The following is a 2,501-nucleotide window of genomic DNA, read 5'->3' on the forward strand; positions in this document are numbered from 1 at the left end:
GGCCGCAACGAAAGCTATCCAATGTTCGAAGGACATGAGTTGCCTATCTATGCGAGACAGCCGCCATTCGCCGAAGGCCTTCGCGCCGATGATCCTATTGATCGTGATCCGGCCACTGACCGCGAAAGACGAACGACTTCGCCGGCCTTCGCGTGCGTGCGGCCCGCTCCTTTTCCTGTAAGGAGGCCGGCAAATCCGATGCTTCGCCGAGATAGCCGATCGCGATCGCCGCCACGGCTTCGTGGTCGTGCGGGATATTCATCCGCGTTCTCGCACGCTCGGGATCGAACCCCGCCATCTGATGGACATGAAGGCCGAGGGCGATCGCCTGGAAGGTCAGATGTGCGACGGCCTGCCCCAGGTCATAGCGGGCATGCGGGTTGACGCTGCCGTCCGGCTTGGTGGGACGCACAATGGCAAGCGCCAAAATGGCGGCTTTGCCTGCCCATAGCGCGTTTGATTCTTTGAGGCAGCCGCGCAGCCGGTCGAAACCCTCGGTGCCGCGCGATGCGTGAATGAACGCCCATGGTTGCAGATTGTTGGCAGAAGGTGCCCAGCGCGCCGCTTCGAACAGCGAGGCTATGGTCTGTTCCTCGATGGTCCGGTCTGCGAAGGCGCGTGGGCTCCAGCGGCTCGCCAATGCCGGATCGATCGGATCGTCAGTGATGGCAATTCGGCTCGACATAGGAGGCCCTTCGTTGTCGGCCGGTTCTGCCATGCTTGCATTTTGCTCGCTAATGCGTAGTTTTCCATCGGATGTGCGAAAAACTCACAGGCCAATTGATTGTCGCGAAAACTGCCGTCCCTCAATGCCGTGAAGACTTTTGAAGCAGCGGTACGCCACGGGACGACCGTCGGGGCTGCGGCAGAGCTCGGAGTTACACATGGCGCGGTCAGCCGCCAACTGCGGCAACTCGAAGCGTGGATCGGCAGGCCGTTGTTCGGGCGCGAGGCTGGCAGACTCGTCGTCACCGAGGCGGGGGCCGCCTATGCAGATATTGCGGGCCGCGCTCTCGACCTTCTCCATGACGGGACCACAGAATTGCTCAAGGTGTGCGACAACGTGGTCCGCGTCAGCACGACCGCGTCCTTCGCTTGCGAATGGTTGATGCCCCGCCTCTCGGACTTCCGGTCGCGGCACCCGCGGGTGGAAATCTGGGTCGAAGAAGCAAAGGAAATCGTCAATCCGCGCTCCGGCGGCTGTGATCTGGCCATTCGCATGGGGCAAGGCGGTTGGCCCGGCGTGCATGCGGAGCCGCTGATGGACGACAGGTTGTTTCCGGTCTGTACGCCCGCAATCGCGGAGAAGCTGAAGCATGCCGACGACCTCGTCAATGTCCCGCTGCTCCATGACGACGACCCGCAGACGCAGTGGATCCGTTGGCTGAAGGAGGCCGGAATCGAGGTCACTGCTGCCAGGTCGAGCTACTTCAGCCGCGGGGCCCGCTTCGCGAGTTCGTCCCTGCTGCTGCGTGCGACCGCGGCGGGCCAGGGTGTTGCCGTTGCCCGCGACCGCCTGGCCGAAGCCTGGCTGGACAGCGGAAAGCTCGTGCGCCCGTTCCGTGAAACGGTCGAACTGGGGCCTGCCTATTGGCTGGTCACGCGGCCGGACATCGAGCCGCGCCGCCCGCTCCGCAGCTTCGCGGCGTGGCTGAAACGGCAAACACGCGTGTAAGCTCGCTAAATTTCAAACCATAGGATTGTTCAGGACTCCATTAACGCTTCGATTGGAGCCCCGACGCGCAAGCGCATTGAACCGCGCGTCAGGTCATGCCGGCGTAGTAGCGCCGCTGGATAACATGCCAGGCCGGGCGCCAACGGGCATCAAACGACGCGCAACTCCTCGTAGGACACCATGACGTGCTCGCAAAACGCCGGTCTGCCAGTGAGGCGGTGGTAGTAGTTCAATAAGGCGGGATGCGATGGCCGCTCGATACCGATGTCGAAGTATCGATAAAGCAAATGGCCGAATTGTATATCAGCAAGTGTCAAAGCATCGCCGCAGAGGTAGTCATTTTCCGCCAGGCGTGCCTCGGCTATGTCAAGAACCTTAGCGAGCTTGGCGACCGATTTCCGGACGGCCGACCAGTCGATATCGTTCGGCGCGGTGCGCACCACGCGCCAGAAGATGGGTCTGGTAAACTCAAGCGCGACATTGATCTTCGCCCAGTCAGCCCACATGTCGACTTGCGCCCGGGCGGATGCTTCGGTCGGCCAAAATACCGGGTCAGCGTAGCAGGATGCCAGGTAACGAAGAATGGCCCCGGTTTCCCAAATGGGCGCACGGTCGCCATCGACGAGAACAGGGATGGTGCCGTTTGGGTTCATGGCCAGAAACGCAGGCGTATCATTGCCGCCGTAGCGGTGACCGACGTCGTGGCGCTGATAGGTCAGACCCAGTTCGCCAACGCACCACATCAGCGCCTGTACGTTGGACGACGTCTTTCGACCCCAAATCGTCAGCATTCATGCTGCCCCTTCATTCTCTCGGCCGTTGGCCG

3 protein-coding genes are annotated in these 2,501 nt (G+C 61.9%); 1 reads left to right on the forward strand and 2 read right to left on the reverse strand.

Going from position 1 to position 2,501, the window contains the following annotated elements; all coding sequences use genetic code 11:
• Positions 1 to 94 precede the first annotated feature (94 nt).
• The gene (locus ABSG20_RS34595; RefSeq protein ID WP_423868924.1) at positions 95 to 685 is read right to left on the reverse strand and encodes a nitroreductase family protein; all 591 of its coding nucleotides are present in this window, start codon (positions 683 to 685) and stop codon (positions 95 to 97) included.
• A 99-nt stretch (positions 686 to 784) separates the two neighbouring features.
• Here ABSG20_RS34595 and ABSG20_RS34600 point away from each other — a divergent pair, with 99 nt between their 5' ends.
• Positions 785 to 1,675 (forward strand): LysR substrate-binding domain-containing protein, encoded by an 891-nt coding sequence (locus ABSG20_RS34600; RefSeq protein WP_423868925.1) that lies wholly within the window; start codon positions 785 to 787, stop codon positions 1,673 to 1,675.
• Between the two features lie 149 nt (positions 1,676 to 1,824).
• Here the strand turns inward: ABSG20_RS34600 and ABSG20_RS34605 are convergent, their stop codons facing one another.
• Positions 1,825 to 2,466 carry a glutathione S-transferase family protein gene (locus ABSG20_RS34605; RefSeq protein ID WP_423868926.1) on the reverse strand — a complete coding sequence of 214 codons (642 nt, stop codon included), beginning with the start codon at positions 2,464 to 2,466 and terminating at the stop codon, positions 1,825 to 1,827.
• Positions 2,467 to 2,501 lie beyond the last annotated feature (35 nt).

Source organism: Bradyrhizobium sp. (assembly GCF_049512235.1).
GTDB lineage: Bacteria > Pseudomonadota > Alphaproteobacteria > Rhizobiales > Xanthobacteraceae > Bradyrhizobium.